Annotated in this window: 15 protein-coding genes; 14 read left to right on the top strand and 1 reads right to left on the bottom strand. The window is 39.5% G+C overall.

Annotated elements, in window-relative coordinates:
* The 6 genes from EHW67_RS07515 to EHW67_RS07490 all read left to right on the top strand — a co-directional run bounded on the left by EHW67_RS07515 (nucleotide 1) and on the right by EHW67_RS07490 (nucleotide 10,276).
* Entirely contained in the window at nucleotides 1–1,665 is a 1,665-nt protein-coding gene (locus tag EHW67_RS07515; RefSeq protein WP_238389866.1) for an FAD-dependent oxidoreductase, read from the top strand.
* A gap of 15 nt (nucleotides 1,666–1,680) precedes the next feature.
* Nucleotides 1,681–3,129 (top strand): carbon starvation CstA family protein, encoded by a 1,449-nt coding sequence (locus tag EHW67_RS07510; protein WP_126161763.1) that lies wholly within the window; start codon nucleotides 1,681–1,683, stop codon nucleotides 3,127–3,129.
* Between the two features lie 205 nt (nucleotides 3,130–3,334).
* A complete protein-coding gene (locus EHW67_RS07505) occupies nucleotides 3,335–6,010 on the top strand; it encodes a c-type cytochrome (protein ID WP_126161762.1) in 2,676 nt (891 codons plus the stop codon).
* Between the two features lie 151 nt (nucleotides 6,011–6,161).
* Nucleotides 6,162–7,232 (top strand): FG-GAP repeat domain-containing protein, encoded by a 1,071-nt coding sequence (locus tag EHW67_RS07500; protein WP_126161761.1) that lies wholly within the window; start codon nucleotides 6,162–6,164, stop codon nucleotides 7,230–7,232.
* 11 nt (nucleotides 7,233–7,243) lie between these two features.
* Nucleotides 7,244–8,038, top strand: a complete 795-nt coding sequence (locus tag EHW67_RS07495; protein ID WP_126161760.1) for a 3-keto-disaccharide hydrolase — start codon at nucleotides 7,244–7,246, stop codon at nucleotides 8,036–8,038.
* A 378-nt stretch (nucleotides 8,039–8,416) separates the two neighbouring features.
* Nucleotides 8,417–10,276 (top strand): sulfatase family protein, encoded by a 1,860-nt coding sequence (locus tag EHW67_RS07490; RefSeq protein WP_126161759.1) that lies wholly within the window; start codon nucleotides 8,417–8,419, stop codon nucleotides 10,274–10,276.
* A gap of 294 nt (nucleotides 10,277–10,570) precedes the next feature.
* Here the strand turns inward: EHW67_RS07490 and EHW67_RS07485 are convergent, their stop codons facing one another.
* The gene (locus EHW67_RS07485) at nucleotides 10,571–11,167 is read right to left on the bottom strand and encodes an RNA polymerase sigma factor (RefSeq protein WP_126161758.1); all 597 of its coding nucleotides are present in this window, start codon (nucleotides 11,165–11,167) and stop codon (nucleotides 10,571–10,573) included.
* A 110-nt stretch (nucleotides 11,168–11,277) separates the two neighbouring features.
* On the opposite strand from EHW67_RS07485, the gene EHW67_RS07480 reads away from it, so the two are divergent.
* The 8 genes from EHW67_RS07480 (at nucleotide 11,278) to EHW67_RS07445 (ending at nucleotide 23,951) form a co-directional block, all read left to right on the top strand.
* On the top strand, nucleotides 11,278–12,444 hold the full coding sequence (locus tag EHW67_RS07480; RefSeq protein ID WP_126161757.1) for a FecR family protein: 1,167 nt from the start codon (nucleotides 11,278–11,280) through the stop codon (nucleotides 12,442–12,444).
* 145 nt (nucleotides 12,445–12,589) lie between these two features.
* On the top strand, nucleotides 12,590–15,163 hold the full coding sequence (locus EHW67_RS07475; RefSeq protein ID WP_126161756.1) for a SusC/RagA family TonB-linked outer membrane protein: 2,574 nt from the start codon (nucleotides 12,590–12,592) through the stop codon (nucleotides 15,161–15,163).
* 42 nt (nucleotides 15,164–15,205) lie between these two features.
* Nucleotides 15,206–15,976 carry a SusC/RagA family TonB-linked outer membrane protein gene (locus EHW67_RS07470; protein ID WP_126161755.1) on the top strand — a complete coding sequence of 257 codons (771 nt, stop codon included), beginning with the start codon at nucleotides 15,206–15,208 and terminating at the stop codon, nucleotides 15,974–15,976.
* A gap of 16 nt (nucleotides 15,977–15,992) precedes the next feature.
* Nucleotides 15,993–17,501: a RagB/SusD family nutrient uptake outer membrane protein gene (locus EHW67_RS07465; protein ID WP_126161754.1), complete on the top strand. Its 1,509-nt coding sequence runs from the start codon at nucleotides 15,993–15,995 to the stop codon at nucleotides 17,499–17,501.
* A 177-nt stretch (nucleotides 17,502–17,678) separates the two neighbouring features.
* Entirely contained in the window at nucleotides 17,679–19,229 is a 1,551-nt protein-coding gene (locus tag EHW67_RS07460; protein ID WP_126161753.1) for a sulfatase family protein, read from the top strand.
* Nucleotides 19,230–19,293: 64 nt separating this feature from the next.
* Nucleotides 19,294–20,664, top strand: coding sequence for a sulfatase-like hydrolase/transferase (locus EHW67_RS07455; protein WP_202911928.1), 1,371 nt, complete (start codon nucleotides 19,294–19,296; stop codon nucleotides 20,662–20,664).
* Between the two features lie 303 nt (nucleotides 20,665–20,967).
* Nucleotides 20,968–22,422: a sulfatase gene (locus tag EHW67_RS07450; protein ID WP_126161752.1), complete on the top strand. Its 1,455-nt coding sequence runs from the start codon at nucleotides 20,968–20,970 to the stop codon at nucleotides 22,420–22,422.
* Between the two features lie 911 nt (nucleotides 22,423–23,333).
* Entirely contained in the window at nucleotides 23,334–23,951 is a 618-nt protein-coding gene (locus tag EHW67_RS07445; RefSeq protein ID WP_126161751.1) for a hypothetical protein, read from the top strand.
* The last annotated feature ends 503 nt before the right edge of the window (nucleotides 23,952–24,454 follow it).

Genomic DNA, 24,454 nt, shown 5'->3' with positions numbered 1-24,454 from the left:
ATGGGTTATAAAGTAAAGTACATGGGTTATGTGATATTGATGGTTATCGTATCTGGCCTTTTTAGCAGCTGTAAGGATAGTAAGCCGCCCAAAGATGAAAACATGGCGGATATTGTTATTTATGGTGGTACCTCTGCGGCCATTTCTGCTGCCGTAGAAGCAAAACGCTCGGGGAAGTCGGTTATTGTAGTATCTCCTGATAAGCATTTGGGAGGATTGTCTTCTGGAGGTTTGGGGTTTACCGATACAGGTGATAAAAGTGTAATTGGGGGATTGTCCCGTGAATTCTACCATAGAGTATGGAAACATTATAATACTGAAGAGGCCTGGAACTGGCAGAAAAAGGAGGAATACGGCAATAAAGGCCAAGGTACCCCTGCAATGGACGGGGAAAATAGGACCATGTGGATTTTTGAACCTCATGTAGCCGAACAGGTTTTTGAGGATATGGTGGCAGAAGAGAAGATCCGTGTTGATAGGGATGAGTGGTTGGATAGGGAAAACGGCGTAGTAATGGAGGACGGTAGAATAACGTCTATTACCACCCTGTCAGGAAAGACCTATAAAGGAGCTGTATTTTTGGATGCTACTTATGAAGGTGATCTTATGGCCTCCGCAGGTGTAAGCTATCATGTGGGGCGAGAAGGAAAGGATGTATACGGGGAGGAATGGAATGGAGTTCAAACCGGTGTCTTGCACCATAATCACTGGTTTGAATCTGATATTTCACCATATGTAGTTCCTGGAGACCCATCTAGCGGATTGTTACCTAGGGTATCCGGGGAGGATCCGGGGGAGAAGTATAGTGGGGATGACAAGATCCAAGCCTATTGTTTTAGGATGTGTATGACCAATCATCCGGAAAATAGAGTGCCATTTCCAAAACCTGAAGGGTATGATCCTATGCAGTATGAGCTATTGGCAAGGGTGTTTGAACACGGTTGGAAAGAATGGTTCAACAAATTTGATCCTATTCCCAACCATAAGACAGACACCAATAATCACGGTCCCTTTAGTAGTGATAATATAGGGATGAATTACGATTATCCAGAGGCTAGTTATGAGAGAAGAAAAGAGATTATTGAGGAGCATGAAAATTATCAAAAAGGTTTACTATGGTTCGTAGCCAATGATCCTAGGGTTCCTGAAGATATACAGACCAAAATGCAGCAATGGGGACTCTCCAAGGATGAGTTTAAGGATAATGGCAACTGGCCACATCAGATTTATGTTAGGGAAGCAAGGCGAATGATAGGGGAGTTTGTGATGACAGAGAACGAATTGTTGAAGAAGAGCCCTACGCCCAAGCCTATTGGAATGGGATCTTATACCATGGATTCCCATAATGTGCAGCGCTATGTAAAGCCCGATGGTTTTGTGCAGAACGAGGGAGATATAGGAGTAAGTACCAACGGACCTTATACTATCTCCTACGGTTCATTGGTACCTAAAAAAGAAGATTGTAAGAACCTATTGGTTCCCGTTTGTGTATCTTCTAGCCATATTGCTTTTGGGTCTATCAGAATGGAGCCTGTATTTATGATACTGGGGCAATCAGCTGCTGCTGCCGCCGTCTTGGCCATTGATCAGAATTCAGCCGTTCAAGAAGTGGACTATACCAAACTAAAGGAGGTTTTGGTGTCCAAAGGACAAATTGTAGAGTAATTTAATATTTAAAAGATGATTTCATTTGTAACCGCTATCCTTGTTTTAATATTGGGCTATTTCACCTATGGAAAAGTAATGGAGCGGATATTTGGTGTAGAAAAAGATCGTCCCACCCCGGCCGAAAGTTTACGTGATGATATAGATTATATGCCTTTGCCTACTTGGAGGATTTTTCTGATTCAATTTCTAAATATAGCGGGATTGGGACCTATTTTTGGCGCTATTGCCGGAGCCATGTTCGGACCTGCGGCTTTTCTTTGGATTGTGTTGGGAAGCATTTTTGCGGGGGCGGTACACGATTACTTTTCAGGGATGCTGTCTGTACGGCACAATGGCCTAAGTATAAGTGAGGTGGTAGGTATATATCTTGGTCCCCAAATGAAGCACTTTATGCGGTTCTTTACTATAATCCTATTACTGTTTGTAGGTACTGTTTTTCTAATGGGGCCTGCCAAGATCATAGATGGGATGACCGGAAATATGTGGAACCTTTGGGTTTGGGTAGGGATAATATTGGTCTATTATATACTCTCCACTTTATTGCCAATAGATAAAATGATAGGTAAGTTGTATCCTGTTTTCGGCCTTGCCATGCTACTGATGGCCGTGGGCTTACTTGCGGCGCTTTTTTTGGGAGACTATCACATACCGGAAATTGTTCCAGGGAATCTTCATAATATGACAAACAATCCGGAAGAAACACCATTGTTTCCAATATTGTTCGTCACCATAGCCTGTGGTGCTATTTCAGGTTTTCATGCCACACAATCCCCTTTAATGGCGCGTTGTATGAAGAATGAGAGCCAGGGCAGAAGAATTTTTTATGGCACCATGATTACCGAGGGAATCGTTGCATTGATATGGGCTGCCGCAGCCATGACTTTTTTCGGTAATGTGGAATCGCTCAATGAGGCTATGTTTGCCAATGGCAATAATGCAGCTTGGGCAGCCAATGAAATATCATTAAATATGTTGGGCAGGATAGGGGGGATACTAGCTATATTGGGTATTGTTGCGGCCCCCATTACATCCGGGGACACTGCTTTTAGGTCGGCTCGATTGATTCTTGCCGATATCCTTAAAACAGATCAAAAGAAGATTAAAAACAGGCTTTACCTAAGTTTGCCCTTGTTTATCGTTGCTTTTGCACTTACCCAGATAGATTTTGGTATTATTTGGCGTTATTTTGCTTGGAGCAATCAAACCTTGGCCACGGTAGTTCTTTGGACCATAACTGCTTATTTATTGCATGCCAATAAATTCTTTTGGATAACATTTTTGCCCGCTATTTTTATGACCATGGTATGCAGTACCTATATATTAATTGCCCCTGAAGGCTTTAATTTGGCCATTGACATATCCTATATGGGCGGAGCTTTAATTACACTTGGTATTACCATTATTTTTTGGATAGCCATTTCAAAGAGTTCAAGAAATGTAAAGGTGTTGCAAGAGGGTTAAAAGTTTGAGTTTGTTAGTTGTTTGCAAAAGGAGCAATGGGTAACTATTGTTCCTTTTTTAATTTATTGAAATGCTTTTCGCAGATATTATTAGGTATTACACGTTGTCGCTGATTTGTTATATTATAAAACTACTTCTATTGTTTGTGACTTTCTAAACCCGAATTTTTAATTAAATTAGCTCACCTAATCAAAAACCAAACATTATGACGAGACTATTTGTCGTACTTATTGTTACCGTGCTGCTGTCCATTTCATGTGAGGATTCCAAGAAAATGGACACGGCCGGTAACCAAGAGCAAGATCCAAAATTGGCGAAGCTTAAATTACAGCCTGGCTTTAAGGCCGAACATCTCTATAGCCCGGCCGATAACGACCAAGGCTCATGGGTAGCCATGACTTTCGACAATAAAGATCGATTGATTACCGCTGACCAATACGGAGCATTGTATAGAATGGAAATACCTGCTATTGGTTCCGAAGAGCTACAACCCAAAATAGAAAAGTTAAAAATACAGACAGGGGAAACAGTGGCCGATTCGATTATTCAAATGGGGTACGCCCAAGGTTTGCTCTATGCCTTTAATAGTCTTTATGTAATGGTTAACCACCGTGGAAATGATGAATTTGAAAAGACTAGTGGTCTTTATCGACTACAGGACACGGACAATGATGACCAATACGATAAAATTAGTCTTCTGAAGTCTCTGAACGGGGCAGGGGAACATGGTCCACATAGCATTGTTTTAAGCCCTGATGGCGAATCCCTATATGTGATCGCCGGTAATCACACAGATCTTCCAGAAATGGATGCCTATCGTTTGCCCAAAGTTTGGCAAAATGACAATCTTTTTCCAGAAGTCAAAGATCCTCGTGGTCATGCCAATAGAAGGGGCGCACCTGCAGGTTGGATTGCCAATATAGATCCTGAAGGAAAACGTTGGGAACTGGTAAGTGCCGGTTTTAGGAATCCTTTTGACTTGGATTTTAATGACCAAGGAGATATGTTTGTTTACGATTCCGATATGGAATGGGATCTGGGTATGCCTTGGTATCGTCCTACCCGTATATGTCATGTAACCAGTGGTAGTGAATTTGGATGGCGTACAGGTAACGGTAAATGGTCTCCTGCCTATCCTGATAATCTCTCCCCGGTTTTGAACATTGGTCAGGGGTCTCCTACCAACGTGGTATACGGAAGAGGGGCTAAATTTCCAGTGCGTTACCAGAAGAGTATCTATGCCTTCGATTGGAGTTTTGGAATTATTTACGCTATTCATCTACAACCCAATGGGTCCTCCTATGAGGGCGAAAGGGAGGAATTTTTGTCCGGGATACCTTTACCTTTGACCGACGGTGTAATTGGTCCTGATGGTGCCATGTATTTTATGACAGGAGGGCGAAGGTTGGATTCTGACCTTTATAGGGTTCATTATGTAGGCGATGAGTCTGTTACGGCGGCCACTGATAAAACCGAACTCACGGAAGGGAATAAAATTAGAAGGGAGTTGGAAACCTATCATTCCGGTCCCAAAGAGGGGGCAGTGGATTTTGCCTGGCCTTATTTGAACAATGAAGATAGATTTATTCAATACGCTGCTAGAGTGGCTATAGAACACCAACCATTGAGTGAATGGCAGAATAAGGTTTATACGGAAAAAGATCCCGTAACTTTGGCACAAGGAGTTATAGCCCTAGCGCGCCATGGGTCTAAGTCCCATCAGCCCAAATTAATCAATGCCTTGTTGGGAGTAGACCTTAAGGCCCTTTCTCCACAGCATCAAGTTGATTTGCTTCGTGCCTTTGAATTGACGCTTGCCCGTTTCGGGGTGCCAGCAGCTAGCTTAAAGAACAAGGTTATTAATTATCTATCACCGTTATATCCGGCTAAGACCGATGTAATGAACCAGTTGCTAAGCAAGACCTTGGCCTTTTTGAACGATCCAACGGTGGTTAGTAAAACCTTGGCATTATTGGAATCCAAAGAAGGGGAAAATACCGATGTTATGGCCAATTCTGCCACAGAAGCATCGGATTTAATCTTGAGAAATCCACAATATGGTATGGACATAGCCCTTACCCTTAAGAATATGCCTCCTGCCCAACATACCTATTACGGTATGGTTATAGCCGATGTTGAAAAAGGTTGGACTCCAGCACTAAGGGAAAAGTACTTTAATTGGTTTAAAAAGGCCTTTACCTTTAAGGCAGGAAGAAGTTATATAGGCTTTATAGATAAAGCCAGGAAAAAAGCCTTGACCCACGTACCCAAGGATAAGTTTGATTACTATGATAAGCTATCCGGAGCAGATTTATTGACCAGTTCGGGCAATGCACTGGTGAGTAACGCGGTACAGCCCAAGGGACCAGGTAAAAGCTGGAAGGTAGAAGACATAGAACCGCTACTTGCCGACGGTTTAGAGGGAAGAGATTATGAAAATGGTAAAAATATGTTTGCAGCTACAACTTGTATAACTTGCCATAGCATGCGGGGTGAGGGAGCGAACATTGGGCCTGACCTTACACAATTGGGTACAAGGTTTTCACCTGAAGATATGCTCAAGGCAATTATAGAGCCTAATGATGTGATTTCAGATCAATATAATTCCATCGTTTACACTTTAAAAGATGGTAAATCGGTCGTAGGTAGGTTGATGAACGAAACAGAAGATAGTTACGTGGTATCACAAAACCCATACGCTCCGGATCTAACCCGTGAAATCCCTAAAGATCAGGTAACCGGTACCAAACATTCTAGTATATCCTGGATGCCTCCTGGTACTGTGAACAGACTTAATGCCGAAGAACTTAAGGATTTACTGGCTTATTTGGCGGCGGGAGGAGATCCTGATAGTCCCATTTATAAAGAGGCCAATAACTAACATGGTCAAAGTATTATACAAAGCTGGTAGATACGTACGATTAAAATGCGTAACTCCAGCTTTTACTTTTTTGGTCCAAGGTATTCCATTACATTTTTTTGTCCTGGGGATATGTCTGTTCTCGGGAATAGGATTGGCCCAAACAGCCCCTATGAAATTTGAAAAAAGTCAGATTGCATCGGAGAGTTATGAAACTGTAGGGGTTTTTGACGTAAATAACGATGGAGTAAAAGACATAGTGTCCGGTGCCTACTGGTATGAAGGTCCGGATTATAGAAATCGATTTTATATAGGATCGGCCAAACGCTATGGGGAATACTATGACGATTTTTCAACCATTCCCTTGGATGTAAATGGTGATGGTTATACAGATTTCATTACCGGGGGTTGGTTTGGAAAGCAACTGGTATGGAAACAAAACCCGGGCGACGGAAGTCAGTGGCAAGAACATACCATAGCCATGGCAGGGAATATAGAAAGTACCCGTTCTTGGGATATTGATGGTGATGGTATCGTTGAAATTATTCCCAATACTCCCAATGATTCATTGGTAATCTATCGATTGATATTGGATGGGGATAGGAAAGGTAGCGGTACATTTAGCAAGCATGCCATTTATGGGAAACACGGACACGGCTTGGGGTTTGGAGATATAAATGGAGATGGTAGGGGAGATATGGTTGTTTCCAATGGCTGGCTTCAAGGACCTAAAGATCCCTTTAATGGGGACTGGGTGTTTCATCAAGAATTTGATTTGGGAACCGCCAGCGTGCCCCTAATCGTTAGCGATGTAAATAAAGATGGACGCCCCGATCTTATTGTAGGACAAGGACATGGTTACGGACTTCATTGGTATGAGCAAATGAATACCACCAAAAAAGGAACATCAAAATGGATTAAGCACGCCATTGACCCCTATAATTCCCAGTACCACAGTATGGAATGGGAAGACTTGAATGGAGACGGACAAAAAGAATTGATTACCGGCAAACGTTACAGGGCCCATAACGGTAAGGACCCGGGAGGAAATGATGATTTGGGACTTTATTATTTTCAATGGAATGGGGAGCGTTTCAGCAAACAATTTATAGATTATGGACCTTATGGAAAAGGTAAAGGCACTGGAGTGTATTTCAGCGTAACGGATTTAAAGGGAACTGGAAGCAAAGATATCATAGTGGCCGGTAAGGACGGACTCTATATTTACTACAACAAACAATAAAAAAACAAAAGATGAATTTAAGGACACAGTCGGTTTTGGCATTAATTTTTATCATGGGATTAAATGCTTGTAAGGAAAAAAAAGAAAATAAAATAGCACAAGAAGTTGTACAAACAGAAACCGATCAAGACGGTTTTATTCCAATATTTGATGGTAAATCCTTGGATGGTTGGGAAGGAGACCCCAAGTACTGGCGTGTAGAGAATGGTAATTTGGTTGGTGAAGTAACACCTAGCACCAAATTAAAGAACAATACTTTTATAATCTGGAAAGGTGACCAACCAGATGATTTTGAGTTAAAGCTCGAGTTCCGAATCGCAGAAGCTGGCAATAGTGGTATAAACTATCGCAGTGAAAAGTTAGAGAATATTCCTTTTGCCTTACGTGGTTATCAGGCAGATATAGATGGAAAAGTACGGTATACGGGTCAGAACTACGAAGAAAAAAAACGGACAACCTTGGCTTATAGAGGGGAAAAAGCAATTATAAGTTCACAGGATAATCCAGATACGCCAGGCTCCTTGCGAGCCAATGTAGCCAAGAATGCTTGGCAGAGTAGAGAGGTAGTGGCCTCATTGGGGGATTCTGATGAACTAAAATCGAAAATCAAAAGTGAGGATTGGAACGAGGTACATCTTATTATCAAGGGAAATACATTACAGCATTATGTAAATGGTATACTAATGAGCGAAGTTATAGATGAAGATACCGTAAATAGGACCATGAAAGGTCACTTGGGCGTTCAGGTGCATGTTGGACCTCCAATGAAGGTGGAGTATCGTAATATCCGATTAAAAGACCTATAAGAATTCTTGAGGCAGCAATTAAGGGGTAATAGGCGGTATGGGTTGATCCGAAACCTTGGTAATACAATGGTTAACCAATCTTGAAGATAAAAAGCTGTCTATAATTACTGTATCCCTATAGGCCATATTTTATTAGCGAAACTCAATTTTGAGAAGTCAGTAAGACGCACTGAAAATTGAATTAATCCCGTCTTTTTCGGCTTATTGGGTTCAGGGCTTGCCCTGAGGTTTAATACCTTTTATAAGACTAATTTTGATCAGGATCTAAAAGGGCAAAGTTGAATATGGACTTTGATCAGCAAATAAAACCATAGATTAAAAAGGTTTTTTGTTCAAGATGATTAAATTGCCTGGAATAAAGTAATTTTTTTTTTTTACATGAGATATAAATATTTAGTGGTTCTCTTAATATTTAAATTAGGAGTAGTTTCAGTGGCTTTTGGGCAGCAACAAAATAGGCCAAATATTGTGTGGATAGTTTCTGAGGATAACTCCAAGCATTACCTTAAATTGTTTGATGAGCACGGAGCTGAAACGCCCAATATTGAGAAATTGGCGAATCATGGAATACTATTTAGTCGTGCTTTTTCCAATACACCAGTTTGCAGTGCGGCAAGATCAACCTTGATAACTTCGTCCTATGGGCCACGGTTGGCTACACATTACCATAGAAAAATAAAAAAGGTTCCCACACCGGATGGAGTGGAGATGTTCCCGGCCTATTTAAGAAGGGCGGGGTATTATACTACCAATAATGCCAAGGAGGATTATAATGTGGTCAAGGCCAATAATGTTTGGGACGAATCTTCTTCAAAGGCTTCTTGGAGAAATAGGGAAGGAAATCAACCCTTTTTTCATGTTCAAAATATAGGCACCACCCATGAGAGCCGACTTCATTTTACCGAGGAAGAAATGAGGAAGGGCACTGAAACCGATATGGCATCCATGTTTGTGCAGCCCAATCACCCTCAGACCGAATTATTCAAATATTCCAATGCTCGGTACCACGATAAGATAAAACAGATGGATGCCGAATTGGGTGCGGTAGTGGCCGAGCTAAAAAAAGACGGTCTTTTAAAAAATACATTTATATTTTATTACGGAGATCACGGAGGGGTACTTCCGGGAAGCAAAGGTTATATCAATGAAATGGGCGTACATGTGCCTTTAGTGGTACATATTCCAGATGAATACAGACATTTGGCTCCGGCAGAGGTGGGATCTACAAATGATGCCTTTGTGAGTTTCGTGGATTTTGGCGTTACCGTATTGAATCTTGCCGGATTAAAGGTCCCTAAGGGGATGGATGGGAAGCCATTTTTAGGAAAGGGCGTATCGGTCACGGACTTGGAGAAACGTAAGGAAACCTTTAGCTATGCCGATCGTTTTGATGAGAAATATGACATGGTACGTGCTGTTAGAAAAGGAAAATTTAAGTACACCAGAAATTATCAACCATTTAATTTTGATGGTTTGATGAACAATTATAGGTATAAACAATTGGGGTATCAGCAATGGCATGATTTATATGAAGCCAACAAATTAAACACGGTGCAAGCTAGGTTCTTTGAACCCAAACAACCAGAGGAATTGTATGACCTTGAAGCCGACCCATATGAGACAAACAATTTGGCAAATAAAGCGGAATATCAAAATATCCTAAAAGAATTGAGGGCCAATTTGAACAGCCGAGTATCCAAAATGCCAGATCTTTCCTTCTATCCGGAATTCTTCTTGATTAAAAACGCCTTTGATAACCCAGTGGCTTTTGGGCAAAGGCATAAGAAGGACATAAAGAAGTATATAAAAACTGCCAATCTGATGTTGTTGGATTTTGAAAAGGCAAAATCAAAAATAGCCAAAGGCCTACATTCCTCCGACCCATGGGAACGGTATTGGGCATTGATAAACTGCAGTGCTTTTGGTATGGAGGCCAAAGAATTTGCAGGGCAAGCTGCGGAAATAGCAATCCATGATAGTGAACTGATCAACAAGGTTAGGGCAGCAGAGTTTTTGGGGTTGATACGATTTCAGGATCCGGTTGAGGTTATGACCAAGGCCTTGTATAATTCCAATGATGGGGCAGAGGCACTGTTAATATTAAATTCTATAGTATTGATGAAGGATTGCCAATATGCCTACGATTTTAATATTGTTAAATCGCAAGTAAACCAAAAAGTATTGGAAGAGCCGGAAGTACAAAGAAGATTGGAATATATAGGGCTTAAAGATCTGTAAATTTGCATAATTAGGAGTATCTAGTATTAGCAGCAGTCATTTTTTTTGCCTTGTGTGTACAGTAAAATTTAGTTGTACAATAAGGCAAAATATAGTAAACAAATGGCAGTACCAAGAAACCTTTTCTATTTGCGTAGACCGTAGTCTAAGTAGATAATTATCTTGAATTACCTGGATAGTTGAACATGAGTTTGAACTTTGTCAACTTTCTAACTAAAAGAAAAGGAGGTATGAAAATGGTCTTGGAGGTAAATAAATACCTCGGTTTAAATGAATGCAAGGGCATATTGGCACTTAAAGCAAGCTCTTGGTTTCCCTTCCAAAAACGAGCAACATAATTAGCTCATATTTCTTGCCCAATTTCTCCCTAAGTATGCAGAAGGCTTTGGTGATTTGCCCCTCCACGGTCTTTTTGGATATGTTTAGATATTCCGATATTTCTATATTGGTTAGGCCTTCTTTTTTGCTCATTAAAAAAATCTGCTGGCATTTAGGGGGTAATTCCTGAATGGCTTCGAAAAGTATGTTTATTATTTTTTGCTCTTGAACTTCATCCTTTTCCTCAACTGCCAACTCCAAGGCGGCGATATACTTTTTCTCTAAAGCCATTACGGCCTTGCCTTTTCTATACTGGTCTATAAATTTATTATGAACAGACTTGTACAAATAGTTTTCCAAGGAGAAGTCATGTTTTAGTTGGTTACGCTTTTCCCAGACCTGTACAAATACGTTTTGAACAATATCTTCAGCCAATAGATCATCGCGAATAAGGCTATTGGCATAAATACATAGTTGGTTATGATAGTGTTCAACTAAATATACATAAGCATCTTCCTTACCTTTTTTTAACCCCTCTATAAGGACAGTTTGGTTTTTAAAATTCCTCTTCATACGTTGGTCTGGTGGTAATTTACATGTGTACAATGGCAAATATGAAAAAAAATGTGAAAATAATAAGGGTTTCTTAATATGGCTTCGTATAAATGTGAATTGCATAACGAATGAAAGCAAAAAAAATCCACAAACTAATAGTAAAATACATTACTGCATCTATCTCTGCAAAGGAGTTGGATGAATTGGAGGTAAAGTTAAAAAAGCCGGCCAATGACCAATTGTTTAATGATTACGTGGATTTAAATTATAGACTGGACAGTAACATGAAAAATTACGATACCGAAAAGTCAAAGCGACTTTTACTTGATAAGATCAAGAAGGATAAGGGAGTTTTGGTAAGGTTAAACTTTAAAAAAATAGTGAGGTATGCTGCAGTCGTGATTTTATCCATGACATTGGGATATCTGGTAAACGAGGAATTATCAAACCAACCAACTGCATCGGAGTTGAAGCCCAAAGAAAATTTTGTAACCTTGGAATTGGAAGATGGTAATATTAAAGTTATATCCGAAGATGGTTCATCCCAAGTGATGGATTCGGAGGGTAACGTAATCGGTTCGCAAGTAGGTGGTCAGTTACAATATGCCCATAACAACAATGCAGCTTCTGGAAAAGAGCAGTACAATACCCTTCATGTGCCCTACGGTAAACATTTTGAACTTAAATTATCCGATGGCTCCGTAGCCTATTTAAATTCTGGCTCTTCATTAAAATACCCTGTAAAATTTATAAAGGGGAAAGAGCGAAGGGTTTACTTAACCGGTGAAGCCTTTTTGGAGGTAGCAAAGGATACGGAGAACCCGTTTATTGTAGATGCCACCGATTTGAGCATAAGAGTTTTTGGAACCAAGTTCAATGTTTCTGCCTATCCTGAAGATAAAGTAAAAGAAGTGGTACTTGTAGAAGGGTCTGTAGGTATGTACACAGGTACAGAATTGTTGGAGGACAAGGACGGAACGGTACTGAGCCCTGGAACAAAGGGAAGCTACGATAATACCCAAGGCAATATTACCACCCAGCCCGTGGTTACCAGTATTTATACCTCTTGGGTAAAGGGAGTGTTGGTCTTTAGAAATACGACCTTTGAAAACATTCTAAAAAAGTTGGAGCGTCACTACGACGTGGAGATTATAAATAAGAATTCAAAACTGACTTCTGCAACCTTCAATGCCAGTTTTGGAGAAATGCCCATCTATAAAATACTGGACTATTTTAAAGGAGAGTACGGTATTGATTATATGATAATTAATGACAACCAAATAATTGTAAACTAAACAAAAACAAACACTGCCTATGAAACATTAAAAACAACCGCCATGTCACTATAAACAGCAAAAAAAATCGGAAAATGCGTCACCATTTCCCGATAGCCAATAGTGATTAAACCTATGTATAACCACAATCAAACATTATAAAAGTATGAAAAAAATTCTTGACCAAAAGAGATGGTCGTACCCATTGCTTAAACTCAGTTTAAAGATGAAAATCAGTATGTTATTTATGTTTCTGGTACTGTTTACCATGCAGGCCAAATCGTCTTATGCACAGCGTACCAAGATAACATTGGACCTTGATAATGTAACGGTGGAAAGGCTCATTGATGAAATTGAAAGTAAGACCGATTTCCATTTTGTATATCAAATAAAGGAGGTGGACTTAGATCGTCGTGTAAGTGTTAAGGCCAATAAGGAATTGGTTACCAGTATACTCGAAAGGATATTTGGCAATACAAGGACCACCCATAATGTGGTAGACAAACAAATATTCTTGAAGGGTCGCCGAGCAGTTGGGTCAACAGATGATTCAACAGTCCCTATAGAGGAAACCACGCCACAAATGATGGTCGTTGGTACAGTGACAGATAATACGGGCACTCCCTTACCTGGGGCCAATGTAGTCGAAAAAGGTACCACCAATGGGGTTACGGCCGATTTTGATGGCAATTTTTCAATTGAAGTAGAAAAGGAAGATGCTGTTTTGGAAGTATCTTACATAGGATACGCCAAAAAGGAAGTTGCCGTAAACGGACAAACAACTGTGAATATCACCTTGGAAGAAAGTGCTGCAGGGTTGGATGAGGTAGTGGTGGTTGGCTACGGTGTTCAGAAAAAGTCTGATATAACAGGAGCCGTTTCCAATATTTCTGAGGAGAAATTACAAAGCAGACCTACTGCAAATTTTTCAGATGCCCTGCAAGGACGTAGTAGTGGAGTTCAAATTAGGCAATCTGGTGGAGATTTGGAAGGTAAGTTTCAAATAGCGATCCGTGGTGTTGGATCCGTGACAGGTAGTAATGATCCATTAATAGTTGTAGATGGTGTTCCATTGATCAGCGCAAGTTTTTCTACAATAAACCCCAAGGATATATCGTCTATAGATATTTTGAAGGATGCCTCTGCAACTGCTATCTATGGATCTAGGGCGGCCAATGGTGTAGTAATTATTACCACAAAAAAGGGTACTGTGGGCAAACCTCAGTTAACCTATAGTACAGATTTCAGTGTAGAGCATATTTCAGAACGCTATGACGTAATGTCAACCGAGCAACAAAGATTACTTTTTGTTGAAGCTTTTAAAAATTCAAACAGAAGTACTGCGGTTTATGATGATCCTAGCAACCCTATATGGCAAGTGGATAACGATTGGCAAGAGCTTGGAACGAGAACCGGCATACGTCAAATACATAATTTTAACTATTCAGGAGGAACAGAAAACACCCAATATTCGGCTTCGGCCTCGTATCAGAATCGCAAAGGTATATTATTGAATACCGACCTTCAAACCTATTCTTTAAGGACAAATTTAAGTTCACAAGTTAATGACTGGCTTAAAATAAGCACTAATATAACAGGAAGTTATCAGCCTCAAAACTATTCACAAGGCGATAGCTGGGGAGCAACAGGTTATAGAGGGTTTGTGTACCATCACAGTTACACACCAGCATATGATGAAAATGGGGAACTGGCCAATATAGAAACTTCATCTGCTCCGTATTTTGGAGCTAATTCCAATCCTTTGGTACCTCTTTTGTTGCCTACCAGGGAATTGAACACTACAAGGTTGCTTGGGAATTTTCAAACCAATATAAAACTAATGGAAGGGCTTTTCTTCAACACTAATTTTGGTGGTGATTTAGTCCGTGTTGAGGGGTATACCTATTCTCCCATTTATGAAATTGGGCGAATGATCAATAACCAGGGTTCAGTAACAGTATCCAATAACAGCGATACCAACTGGGTAGCAGATGCCACTTTGGATTATACCAAGCAATTAAATAAACACAACTTTAAATTATTGCTTGGGGTATCGGCACAGCAATTTCTATTGCGCAGGACGTCGGCATTTGGAACAGGAACAATTGATAACGCTTTAAATCAGCTATCAAACCAGACCAGTTTTAATAGTACAGGTAGTAATGTAAAAGGGGGATTGGCCTCTACATTTGCAAGGTTAAATTATGGATTTGATGACAAGTATTTATTGACCGCTACGGTTAGACGTGACGGATCTTCCCGTTTTGGACCTGATAAGCGATATGGTGTATTTCCTTCGGCCTCAGTTGCTTGGAGGGTTTCGCAGGAAGACTTTTTAAAGAATAGTACGGTTTTAAATGATCTGAAATTTAGGGTGAGTTACGGACTTACAGGGAATCAGAACATTGGTAATTTTGAGTTTATAACCAGAGCAGCCTCTACGCCTTATGTTTTTGGTAATACGGTTGTGGTTGGTAATTCTGCATCTAATATTGGAAATCCTTCCCTGCAATGGGAAGCCAACAAACAATTGGACATTGGCGTAGACTTTGCCTTCTTCAAGAGCAGAATAAGCGGTACCATAGATTATTACGATAAAAAGTCGGAAGATCTTTTGATCCAAAATCCAATTGCCTTGACAGCAGGGGTACCCAATCCTCCCATAGTAAATATTGGTTCGGTACGAAATTCAGGAATCGAGTTCGCTATATTCACTAGAAACCTTACAGGAAAATTTTAATGGTCAACAGATTTCAATATTGCTTATAATAAGAATGAAGTTTTGGATATAGGCAGCAATTCTGCGGGTGAGCCCTTGGAAATACCAGGCCAGAATATTCCATTATCCAATGTACCAACAAATTTAACCGTGGCCGGACGACCAGTAGGAGCATTTAATATGTACGTTTATGACGGTATTTGGCAATTGGGCGAAGAAGCAGAGGCAGCTACTTGGTTTAATGCCGTTCCTGGTGATCCAAAATACAAGGATCTTAATAATAATGGGCTATTGGATGCGGGAGATAGAGCTTTTGTAGGAAACCCGCACCCAAAGTTTATTGGAGGATTGGACAATACTTTTTCTTATAAGAATCTTTCATTGTCTGTTTTTATGAATTTTGCAACGGGAAATAAACTCTATAACACAGCTAGAAACTTATTTTCAAGAGGGGTTCCTTTTGTTCAGAATTTTGCTGAGGCGGCAGATTTTTGGACTCCTGACAATCCAACGGCAACGGCACCCAGGCCTTCACAGGGAGGTACTACCACTACCTTGGCTACCTTGGCATCTACTCGCTTTTTGGAGGATGCCAGTTTCTTAAGGCTAAAGAACGTTGCCTTGACCTATGACCTTCCAAGCAAGATATTTGAGACTTCTTTTATTAATAACGCTCAATTTACAGTATCGGCTACCAATCTATTGACGTTTACTAAATACAGTGGTTTGGATCCAGAGGCCTCTAGTAGGGAAAGCCTTTTATCTGCGGGTATAGATTATACCCCATATCCTAATACTAGGCAATTTAACTTAGGAGTGAAAGTCGGTTTTTAACGTAAAAAAAGATAAGATGAATAATTATATAAAATATATAGGTCTAATATTAATAGGAATATTATTCTACAATTGTAGTAAAATTTTGGAACCGGAGCCCGAAGGGCAAGTTGCCTTGGACGACTTACTGTCAACTGAAGAAGGGCTTATTACAGGGGTTAATGGTATTTTTCAACCCTTACAAAGCATTTATTCAGGAGGTACCATGGTGCAGCTAGCGGGCAGGTCAAGTGATGATACGTGGACCTGGCGTAAGGAAACCGAATCGGATATTTTTAATATTGATGAAGCATTTGGCCTTATTGAAACCACCTGGGAAAATCATTACCGCGGTATAACCAGAGCCAATACCGTTTTGGAACGAATGCAATTGGTTGAAACGTTCTCTAGTGATGAAATGAGGAATTTAATAGAGGGGCAAAGCAAGTTTATGCGCGCTTATTACTATTTTAACTTGGTAAGGTTTTATGGTGGTGTGCCATTACTGCTAGCAGAAATAAAAACACCTGCAGAAGCCGAATTACCTAGATCTTCCATTGCCGAGATTTATACCCAGATAAAACTGGATCTGGGCGATGCAATATCCCTTCTGCCAACAGAATATACTGGGGGAAGCGGAAAAGAAGTAGGTAGACCAACCAAGTACGCAGCTTTGGCTTTATTGGCCACAGTAAACCTTGAATTGGAAGAATGGGAAGGGGTGGTTTCAAATACCACCGAAATTATTGGAAATGGTCGTCTTTTGGAAAATTATGCAGATAATTTCAACGGCTCCCAAGAAAATGGTCCTGGTACTATTTTTGAAGTACAATATGGAGGTGAGACCGGAGCTACTACCATTAATACACGTAGCACATTTTCCCCACCAGATCTACAAGGTGGTGCAGCAAATTTGCCCACCGATGATACTTGGAACGGGGAAGGCGGTAGTTTGTCCTCTGGCAATGGTATTGTTCAAGAATATGAGCCAGGGGATAGCCGTAAAGATGTAACCCTTGCCCACTACGATCTAGATAATTTCTTGTTCCCCGACCAACCCAAGGGTAGCTTATTATATGTAAATAAGTTTTTTAATGAAGTTGATCAACCTATTACGCAAAGTACATGGAACTTTCCAATTATACGATATGCCGATGTGTTGTTAATGCGGGCGGAAGCATTGAATGAGATTGGATACACCCCCAATGGAGAGGCTTTTGATCTTTTGAACGAAGTAAGGGTCAATGCAGACCTTGGTGCGCATGATGCCTTGTCGCTAACCACACAACAGGAATTTAGGGAAGCACTAAGGAAGGAGCGAAGGATAGAGCTAGCCTTTGAGAGCAAACGCTATTTTGATCTAAATAGATGGGGCATATTACAGGAAAGAATCCAATTTCAAATGGATATTAAAGGAGAACTAACATTTCCAAGTAATAGGTTAATTACTCATCCAATAACCGGAAAGTCTTATTTTCTATATCCCATACCCTTGGTGGAGTTCTCTAACAATGCCAACCTCCAAGAGCAGAACCCTGGATATTAACATTAAATTTTAAGACCAGAACCTTATTTAGTTATAATGCCACCAAGGGTCTCTATTGTTATAGATACCCTTGGTTGGTTTATAATAGGCTCTTATGTATAGGGCTACTTTGGAATAGGCCTATTTATGAGTATGTACTATATATCTCCAATTAAATTAAATATCAAAAATTGAATTATGCAAACAAATGATAGTATTGGCAATTTTGTATATAAACAGTGGCTCTTGGTTGCTTGTTTATTTATGATGTTGGTTTCTTGTGCTTTAAAAACCTCAAAGAAATCATCGGGGGAGGATAAGACAGAGAATAATAGACCAAATATAGTCTATATCTTGGCCGATGATATGGGGTATGGTGATTTGTCTTCTCTCAATCAGAATTCAGGTATACGAACACCTTTTATGGATAAAATTGTAGAGCAGGGAATATATTTTACGGATGCACATTCCAATTCCGCGGTATGTACCCCCACACGTTATGGTATACTCACAGGACGATATGCTTGGAGGAGTAGATTAAAAGAAGGGGTATTGTGGGGTTATGATCCACCACTTATTGAAAACGATCGTACTACGGTGGCCTCCTTCCTGCAAGATAACGGCTATAATACAGCTTGTATTGGTAAGTGGCATTTGGGATTGGGATGGCAAGCAAAAAATCCAGACAAACCCATTGCCAAGTATGAATGGGACAAGGTTTTTGAAGAAGGAGCAGATAGCAATGTAGATTTTAGCAAGAAGGTAAGTGGCCCAAATACTTTAGGTTTTGACTACTCTTATATTATCCCATCCTCTTTGGATATGACTCCATACCTGTATTTGGAGAATGAAAAAGCTACGGAATTGCCTACGGCCTATACCAAGGGAAAAAGTCAGGATAAGGACGGGAGAGGGGTATTTTGGCGACCGGGAGAAGTTGCTCCTAACTTTAATTTTAATAAGGTAATGGACCATCTTACCTATAAAGCGGCAAATTATATAGCGGAACAAAAGAATGTAGAAGAACCTTTTTTCCTTTATTTCCCTTTAACAGCCCCTCATACTCCCTGGCTTCCAACCGAGGAGGTGAATGGAAAATCGAATGCGGGTCGTTATGGTGATTTTGTAACACTTGTAGATAATACAGTGGGTACCGTATTAAAAGCTTTGGAAGAATCAGGTAAGGCTAACAACACCTTAATTATTGTCACTTCGGACAACGGTTCAAATTGGACCAAGGAGGATAAAGAAATTTTTGAACACCGTGCCAATTATATATATCGTGGTCAGAAAGCTGATATTTATGAAGGCGGACATCGCATTCCCTTTATAGCAAGATGGCCTGGAAAAATAAAGCCTGGTAGTGTTTCAGATCAAGTACTGTGTACTACCGATTTGTTGGCTACATTATCCGGGATATTAGGTGAGGATCTGCCAAAGGGAGCGGGTGAGGATAGTTATGATATGTTACCTGCCCTAACCGGAGAAGCCCAAAATCAGATTCGGGATTACACCGTTCACCATTCCTTAAATGGTTTTTTTGCAATTCGGAAGGGCCAATGGAAACTTACAACCTCTCTTGGTTCTGGAGGTTTCACCAAGCCGGATATAATTAAGCCAGAAAATAATCAGCCAAACGCAACCTTATACAATTTATCAGAGGATCCAAGAGAGACTAATAATGTCTATAGTGAGTATCCAGAAGTGGTAGAAGAACTTTTAGCGCTTTTGGATGATGCCAAAAGATAACTTTTTTGGAACCAAATAATATGATAATAGAGGACTAGTAATCAAAAATATTAGAGGAGCAAAAATGAATAAAAGAAGAAACAAAGCCTTATACCTTTTAATGGGTATACTATGTGCGTTGCATTTCGCGGTGGCGCAGGAAAATAAATTAGATAATAATAATACTGGAAGCAGGCCTAATTTTATTATTATCATGGCAGATGATCTTGGGTATGGAGATATCTCCAGTTATGGTAACACATACATTAATACCCCAAATATAGATAGGTTGGCGAAGGAGGGCATTAAGTTTACCGACTTCCATTCCAACGGAGCCGTGTGCAGTCCCACCCGGGCAGCACTATTAACGGGAAAGTATCAGCAGCGCACAGGGGTTGGTGGCGTAATTACGGCTGCCAGCCACAGAGAGGTAGGTTTGGCTATCGCCGAAGTGACAATTGCCGATGAACTGAAAAAATACGGTTATAATACTGGAATTTTTGGGAAATGGCACTTGGGCTATGATGCTAGATTCAACCCCTCTTTACAGGGTTTTGATCAGTTTAAGGGATTTGTTAGTGGTAATGTAGATTACCATGCCCATATAGACCAAGAGGGATATTTTGATTGGTGGGACAACACTAAAATTAAGGATGATAAAGGGTATACCACAGATTTGATAACCGAATATGGTTTGAATTTTATAGATAGAAATAACCCTAAGGAAACAGGAAAACCATTTTTTCTATACCTACCTCATGAGTCCCCGCATTACCCCTACCAACGAAGAATAGATAAGGTGCTTCGTAGAGTAGGTGAAAAAGGTACAGATCCAGTTCCTGTAGATAGCATAAGGGGTATCTACAAGGAAATGGTGGAGGTTTTGGATGAGGGTGTAGGGCAGATCATGAAAAAACTGAAGGAAACGGGACTTGATAGGAATACCATTGTAATTTTCTGTTCTGATAACGGAGCCTCACAAAATGGCAGTAATGGTATCTTAAGAGGATATAAAGCCGGCTTGTACGAAGGTGGACATCGTGTTCCGGCCATTGCTTGGTATCCTTCAAAATTTGAGGCAGGAAGGGTGAGTGAACAGCCTGTACTCACTATGGACTTTCTTCCAACCTTTCTCGATTTTATTGATGAAGTCCCACAAAGTAAGATCATAGATGGAATAAGTATAAAGAACCATCTACTGTCTGACGGACCCCTTCCGAAGCGAGATTTATTTTGGAGTTTTGGTAATAAGAATGCCATTCGAAGTTCTAATTGGAAACTTGTGACCCTAAAAACAGCATCTGAGGAAACTATAGAGTTGTTTAACCTATCAACGGATATTTCTGAAAAAAACAATGTAGCCCAAAATCATCCCAAAATAGTAAGGCGGTTGGGTAGGAAACTTAAAAATTGGCAGAGGGAGGTTTTTAAAGGGGTAGAGTTGGTATCAGAATAGATTTGTTTTAGATCAATCTTATCGCCCTAAAATTTTACATTGCCAATAGCTACGGTATAAAATTGGTTGAACGGTTGATAGGGGGGTATTCAATTTGCCTAAGCAGGATCTGAAATGCGGTACATAAATGACCCATAAACGGGGTAATTGGGCATTATGTAGGATGATGCCGACTATGAAAGCCCAAGGCAAGAAGTTAGGTTATAGAGGTTTTGAACCAAATGAAGATTGGTGGTGTGCAAGATTATTAAATATTGACGTATCTTTTTGAGCTGTAATACCTATTTCTTAAACCATTCCTAAATGAGAATATTAATTTTATTATTGTTCATTTTAAGCAGTTGCCTGAGCTGTAAAAGAGGTAAAGACAATTCTATAAGTTCAAATCAAGAACTAACCAAGAAAAAAAACGTAGTGTTTATATTGGTCGATGATTTGGGATGGAAAGATTTATCCTGCTATGGCAGTGACTTTTATGAGTCGCCCAATATAGACCGCCTAGCAGCAATGGGGTCTGTTTTTACAAGTGCTTATACCCCTAATCCGGTTTGTTCTCCAACTAGGGCAGCAATCTTGACAGGCAGGTATCCGTCAAGAATTGGTATAACCGATTGGATACCAGGTTACGACCCCAAGAACAAACCTCTGTTGGGGCCTAATGATTTATATGAACTGCCTTTGGAAGAGGTAACCTTTGCAGAAAGCTTAAAAGATGAAGGATATAAAACTTTTTTTGCTGGAAAATGGCATTTGGGTGACCTTCATTTTTTCCCTGAAGACCAAGGTTTTGATATTAATAAAGGAGGGCACCACAAAGGTAGTCCTCCGGGAGGTTATTATTCACCCTACAAGAACCCCAGATTAAAGGATGGAGCTGTAGGCGAATATCTTACCGACAGACTTACCAATGAATCCATTGATTTTTTGGAAAACAATAAAGATGATCCCTTTTTACTATATCTTTCCTATTATACGGTGCATACACCCATACAAGCTTGTAAGAGATATTTGGGAAAATTTAAGACTAAACAAAAGAAGCTGCAGGATAGTATTCCTCAATTGGAAATTGAGGGCTCTGGTAAGACAGTGCTGAATCAATATAATCCCGAATATGCCTCAATGATTTATGCTATGGATGAAAATGTAGGAAGACTCTTGGATAAACTGGAAGCGCTTAATTTAATGGAGGATACCTTAATAATTTTTACTTCGGACAATGGAGGTTTGTCTACTTTAAAAAACAATAGAATAGCACCAACAAGTGTTAGACCATTGAGGGCAGGAAAAGGTTGGGCCTATGAAGGAGGTATACGGGTTCCATTAATTATTAAAAAGCCAGGATCAAGTGAACACAAGAGTATTGATACTCCGGTTATTAGCATGGATTTTTTTCCAACCATTTTGGAAGTTTTGGATCTACCACTAAAGCCAACATTACACATAGATGGGTTAAGTCTTAAAGCGTTGATGGACAATAGGAAACACGAACATCACAAGGTTTTGCTATGGGATTATCCCCATTATCATGGCAGTGGCTGGACCCCTGGACAGGCCCTAAGAAAAGGGGATTGGAAACTCATTTACTTCTATGAAAAGGATGAGTATGAACTTTATAATATTAAATCTGATATATCGGAAACCAATAATCTGGTGCAACAAAATCCAGCTAAACTGGACGAGTTGAAAACAGAACTTAGGGCTCTAAACAACTACTTAAAGACCAAGGGGCCAAAGATAAATCCTTTATACCAAAAATGATACAAACCGAATGGCTTAAGATCCATTGAAATAAAAATAGCCCTATATTAGTGGCAGCAATAGAATTAGGTAATAGGTCTATAAACTAGTGTTGCCCGTTATCACTAAACCAATATAACTACCCTGCTGGTTGAATCTTTTATTTATAAATTGTGCTAAGAATTGGAATACACTGGATAAGGCTTTATGAACTTCAACAGTGTGAAGGTAAGTATGTTTAGTAATAATTAAGGTTTTACAAGGGATATCTACTATTTAAAAATAGGAAGGGTGCTGGACCGTTATAGGAACAGTGCCTTTAAAAGCTCTTGTATGGATATAATAAAGGTGGAATTTTTATTGGGTAAAAACGCCCCATCTGGTACAAAATTACCCAGTATCTCCTTCTTCCATGATTCTTTGGTTTTGTTTTTAAAGTCTGGTAATTAGTTGCTTATGTTTTTTATGTTGTATTTTGTATTATCCTTGGCATATCCTTTGTTTACTACATGCAATTACATTTTTTGAGGATAGATCGCGATATTCCTCAAGTGTACAAGCTTATATTAATTAAACTCTGAGTCAACTATTAGCAACTATTTAATGGCATACAAAGATGATATGATGGAAACATTGTGTTTATATAATCATTAGGTAGCTCTAACCCCTTATTATACTTGGCTATACCGAACGGATTGATGACAGCCAATACTTTTGGGAGTAGTCATTCCATGGTATTACTGGATTAAAATGAAACTCTTGAGACCGGTAGCTTATTAAATATTTAGTATACAGTCAGATATGTTTTTAATAATTGCCTAGACGTATGGGAAGCAACATTAAGTAGGTCTTGTGGGCTAATTCGTTCAGTCAAAGAATACAAAATAGTGATGTGTTTAATAAATCGCTAAAAACCTAAATAAAGCAAAAAAATGTCTAAATCCTTAACTATAAAACAGCGGCTTAATGCCTGCTTTATCTTGGTCATAGTTTTGTTCTTGATGCTGATGTCCAATGAATTAAAACGAAGAAACTATTTAACGGCTGGCCAATCGGTGAACTCGGTTTTCAAGGATCAAGTGGCTGCTATGGACTATACCCATAAACTTGGACAACTATTTCACAAAAAAGAATTGGACTTGGCCTCCTTAACAATTAGTACAGATTACGTAGTGGGCGGTTATGATATTGATGTGTTGCTTGAGAGTTTTTCGGCATTGCAAAACACGCCTGAAGAATCGGCTTATTTTAAACATTTGAAAGATGATTATGGTAAGCTTCAGTCTTTGGAAAATATATTTATTACAAATCAGGGATCGGTATCAATAGAGGAAATGAGTATCCTTCTCAAAAAAATTGGAGAAACCTTGGATCAACTTTCGGCTGTACAAATTGCAGAAGGTCATAAACTTACCCAAATATCAGATAAGGCATTGGCCATGAATATGCTGATATTAAAGTTGGAAGTTGCATTTCTTATTGTTATAGGCCTCCTTATTTTACTTATTATTTTTAAAAGGGAAAAACCTATCATGAGGTTGGTAGACTAAAATATTCCATCATTTTTTTGTTTTACAAAAGGGAAACTATAAAAATGGGCCATCTTGTAAGCTGTTTATAGGGGCCTATTGGTTACCCATAGTTTATCTATCAATAGTTGGACCGTAATGACGGCAGTTATTGTTTTTTGGGTGCGGGGTATTTAGATTATAGTAATTGCAAAACTGAATCAGATTGGAAAATTTCTCATATGAAGAAGACAATGATAAAAGCTTCTAATCGTATGGTGGCCTTTATTAAAAGTAAAAAGTAAAATACGGTTAACCGTTATAAAACACGTACGGTAAATACGTGAAATGATGTGGTTAGTCAACTACATCCTAACTCTGAATTATTAATTCCTCATTAGTAAAAAGTGGTACATCTGGTTAAGTATTACTTTTTATGTCTTGTTTGTATATAGTGCTTATAGTGGGTACGCTTGTATAAAAACAATCCTATTTATCCTGCTTGTAACATTCAGGATCATAATGTGCTCTTTCCAATACCCCAA

This window comes from Arenibacter aquaticus (assembly GCF_003957295.1).
GTDB classification, from domain to species: Bacteria; Bacteroidota; Bacteroidia; order Flavobacteriales; family Flavobacteriaceae; genus Arenibacter; species Arenibacter aquaticus.
This window is presented reverse-complemented; position numbering and strand designations above follow the sequence as displayed.

What these genes read in the sequence shown, in the direction of transcription:
- EHW67_RS07500 (WP_126161761.1), top strand. Translation starts at nt 6,162, where the DNA reads ATGAAATTTGAAAAAAGTCAGATTGCATCGGAGAGTTATGAAACTGTA.
- EHW67_RS07460 (WP_126161753.1), top strand. Translation starts at nt 17,679, where the DNA reads ATGCAAACAAATGATAGTATTGGCAATTTTGTATATAAACAGTGGCTC.
- EHW67_RS07505 (WP_126161762.1), top strand. Translation starts at nt 3,335, where the DNA reads ATGACGAGACTATTTGTCGTACTTATTGTTACCGTGCTGCTGTCCATT.
- EHW67_RS07465 (WP_126161754.1), top strand. Translation starts at nt 15,993, where the DNA reads ATGAATAATTATATAAAATATATAGGTCTAATATTAATAGGAATATTA.
- EHW67_RS07480 (WP_126161757.1), top strand. Translation starts at nt 11,278, where the DNA reads ATGAAAGCAAAAAAAATCCACAAACTAATAGTAAAATACATTACTGCA.
- EHW67_RS07455 (WP_202911928.1), top strand. Translation starts at nt 19,294, where the DNA reads ATGAATAAAAGAAGAAACAAAGCCTTATACCTTTTAATGGGTATACTA.
- EHW67_RS07445 (WP_126161751.1), top strand. Translation starts at nt 23,334, where the DNA reads ATGTCTAAATCCTTAACTATAAAACAGCGGCTTAATGCCTGCTTTATC.
- EHW67_RS07485 (WP_126161758.1), bottom strand. Translation starts at nt 11,167, where the DNA reads ATGAAGAGGAATTTTAAAAACCAAACTGTCCTTATAGAGGGGTTAAAA.
- EHW67_RS07490 (WP_126161759.1), top strand. Translation starts at nt 8,417, where the DNA reads ATGAGATATAAATATTTAGTGGTTCTCTTAATATTTAAATTAGGAGTA.
- EHW67_RS07475 (WP_126161756.1), top strand. Translation starts at nt 12,590, where the DNA reads ATGAAAAAAATTCTTGACCAAAAGAGATGGTCGTACCCATTGCTTAAA.
- EHW67_RS07515 (WP_238389866.1), top strand. Translation starts at nt 1, where the DNA reads ATGGGTTATAAAGTAAAGTACATGGGTTATGTGATATTGATGGTTATC.
- EHW67_RS07495 (WP_126161760.1), top strand. Translation starts at nt 7,244, where the DNA reads ATGAATTTAAGGACACAGTCGGTTTTGGCATTAATTTTTATCATGGGA.
- EHW67_RS07510 (WP_126161763.1), top strand. Translation starts at nt 1,681, where the DNA reads ATGATTTCATTTGTAACCGCTATCCTTGTTTTAATATTGGGCTATTTC.
- EHW67_RS07450 (WP_126161752.1), top strand. Translation starts at nt 20,968, where the DNA reads ATGAGAATATTAATTTTATTATTGTTCATTTTAAGCAGTTGCCTGAGC.